This window comes from Nostoc cf. edaphicum LEGE 07299 (assembly GCF_015207245.1).
Taxonomy (GTDB): Bacteria; Cyanobacteriota; Cyanobacteriia; order Cyanobacteriales; family Nostocaceae; genus Nostoc; species Nostoc edaphicum_B.
The window spans coordinates 1-2767 of the sequence record NZ_JADEXF010000920.1 but is presented as its reverse complement, the minus strand read 5'-3'; the positions used below and the strand labels follow the sequence as shown (position 1 = coordinate 2767).

The window sequence follows — 2767 nt, the reverse complement described above, 5'->3', positions numbered from 1 at the left end:
GCATGACGCAACAGAAGCGAGCGTTGATTACTGGTATTACTGGGCAAGATGGTTCATATCTAAGTGAGTTTTTGTTGGAACAAGGTTATGAAGTTCATGGGATAATTCGCCGAACTTCTACCTTCAACACAGACCGTATCGATCATATTTACGAAGACCCCCACAAAGAGGGAGTACGGTTGTTTCTTCACTACGGCGACTTGACGGATGGTACAACGTTACGGCGTATTTTAGAAGAAGTAAAGCCAGTAGAAATTTACAACCTCGGCGCTCAATCCCACGTCAGAGTCAGCTTTGATTCACCAGAATACACAGTAGATGCAGTAGGAATGGGGACATTGCGTCTGTTGGAAGCAATTCGAGACTACCAGCATCGTACCGGAATTCAGGTGCGATTTTACCAGGCGGGTTCTTCAGAAATGTACGGTTTAGTACAAGCAATACCTCAAACTGAGGCAACGCCCTTTTATCCCCGCAGCCCCTATGCCTGTGCGAAAGTTTACGCTCACTGGCAAACTGTAAATTATCGTGAATCTTATAATTTATTTGCTTGTAACGGTATACTTTTTAACCACGAGTCACCACGGCGGGGTGAAACCTTTGTAACCCGCAAAATTACTAGAGCGGTGGCTGGTATTGTTGCTGGTAAGCAAAAAAAGATTTACATGGGTAATCTAGATGCCAAGCGAGATTGGGGCTATGCAAAGGATTACGTCAAAGCAATGTGGTTGATGTTGCAGAAAGATCAGCCAGACGATTACGTAATTGCTACTGGTGAAACCCACTCGGTACGAGAGTTTTTGGAACTGGCATTTAGTTATGTGAATCTTAATTGGCAAGATTATGTAGAGTTTGATGAGCGCTACCTGCGTCCATCTGAGGTAGAGTTGTTGATTGGCGATTCTACCAAAGCACGGCAGAATTTGGGCTGGACACCATCAGTAACCTTTGAAGAACTAGTTTCTTTAATGGTAGAAGCAGACTTACAAGCATTGGGTCACACTTCACCCAATGGAAAAGGTTCGCAATTTCCAGATGATATTGCGACTATTCGTCAAACACTGGGCGCTTTACACTTCTGATTCGGCATCACAGAGGATAAAATATGACCGCCTTAGAACTAAAAAATAAACGCATTCTAGTCACTGGTGGGTCGGGGTTTCTAGGCCGTCAGGTGATAGATCAACTGTGTAAAGCAGGAGCAGATCGCGAGAAAATTACAATACCGCGATCGCGCGATCAGGATTTGCGTGTCTGGGAAAATAGCCAACGTACAGTTGACCAGCAAGACATAATCATCCATCTAGCAGCTCATGTGGGTGGTATCGGTTTAAACCGTGAAAAACCCGCAGAGTTGTTTTACGATAACTTGATCATGGGAACCCAGCTAATTCACGCTGCCTATCAAGCTGGAGTAGAAAAATTTGTTTGTGTTGGTACAATCTGCGCCTATCCCAAATTCACTCCAGTGCCATTCAAAGAAGACGATCTTTGGAATGGCTACCCAGAGGAAACTAATGCCCCTTACGGAATTGCAAAAAAAGCGCTTTTAGTTCAATTGCAATCTTACCGTCAGCAGTACGGTTTTAATGGGATTTACCTACTGCCAGTAAATTTATATGGCCCAGAAGATAACTTTGACCCCGGAAGTTCTCACGTCATTCCAGCATTAGTTCGCAAAGTTCACGAGGCCCAAATTAATGCAGAAAAGCAACTTGCAGTTTGGGGTGATGGCAGTCCTACCCGTGAGTTTCTGTATTCAGAAGATGCAGCGCGAGGGATTGTGATGGGGACTCAATTCTATAACGAATCGGAACCAGTTAACTTGGGAACTGGTTATGAAATCTCCATTCTTGATTTAGTAACTCTAATCTGCGAATTGATGGAGTTTAAGGGGGAAATTGTGTGGCAAACTGATAAGCCTAATGGTCAACCCCGCCGCTGTTTAGATACTGAACGGGCAAAGCAAGCCTTTAATTTCACGGCTCAGGTGAGCTTTGAAGAAGGGCTAAAGAATACCATTGAGTGGTATCGTCAACACGCTGCATAACATAACAATGTTCAGGTGAATGTAGAGTGATACAAGCTGGGTGATACCCAGCTTATTTTTTTAACTATTTTTATGGACAAAGTTAATTATCAACTAAATAAAGTAGAATTGCGCCGCACTCTACTCAAAACACGTCAATCAATGTCGGTTGGAGAATGGAGAGAAAAAAGCGATCGCTTATGCTCTCATTTACAAAACTCTACTTTGTTTACCCAAGCAAAAACAATACTCGCTTATTTCAGCTTTCGCCAAGAACCCGATCTCAGTCCCTTATTTGCCAACACCAAATACCGTTGGGGATTTCCTCGCTGCGTTAATAAATCCCTGTGTTGGCATATTTGGACACCTAACGATTCTATCCAAAGCGGTGCTTATGGGATTAATGAACCACACCCCGACGCTCCAATCTTAGACCCTGCGGAAGTAGATTTGATTCTCGTACCCAGTGTAGCTTGCGATTATCAAGGATATCGTTTGGGTTATGGTGGCGGATATTACGATCGCTTGCTCAGTTTACCCCAGTGGCAGACAAAGCCTACTATCGGAATTGTCTTTGATTTTGCCTATTTGTCCCAAATACCTATTGAACTTTGGGATAAACCACTACAAAATATTTGTACAGAAACCGAATTGACTCGAAAAAGTTGAAGCATTTTCTAAATTGGATACAAACTATGAATAAAGATAATGAACTAAATGAAAAGCTGAATAATATAT

Annotated in this window: 3 protein-coding genes; all 3 read left to right on the top strand. The window is 42.8% G+C overall.

Annotated features, from left to right (window positions below):
• The first annotated feature begins 2 nt into the window (after positions 1 to 2).
• The 3 genes from gmd (at position 3) to IQ229_RS22585 (ending at position 2698) form a co-directional block, all read left to right on the top strand.
• A complete protein-coding gene (gene gmd / locus IQ229_RS22595; protein ID WP_194047597.1) occupies positions 3 to 1082 on the top strand; it encodes a GDP-mannose 4,6-dehydratase in 1080 nt (359 codons plus the stop codon).
• 23 nt (positions 1083 to 1105) lie between these two features.
• Positions 1106 to 2050 carry a GDP-L-fucose synthase family protein gene (locus IQ229_RS22590; protein ID WP_194047595.1) on the top strand — a complete coding sequence of 315 codons (945 nt, stop codon included), beginning with the start codon at positions 1106 to 1108 and terminating at the stop codon, positions 2048 to 2050.
• A 72-nt stretch (positions 2051 to 2122) separates the two neighbouring features.
• Positions 2123 to 2698 (top strand): 5-formyltetrahydrofolate cyclo-ligase, encoded by a 576-nt coding sequence (locus IQ229_RS22585; protein ID WP_194047593.1) that lies wholly within the window; start codon positions 2123 to 2125, stop codon positions 2696 to 2698.
• Positions 2699 to 2767 lie beyond the last annotated feature (69 nt).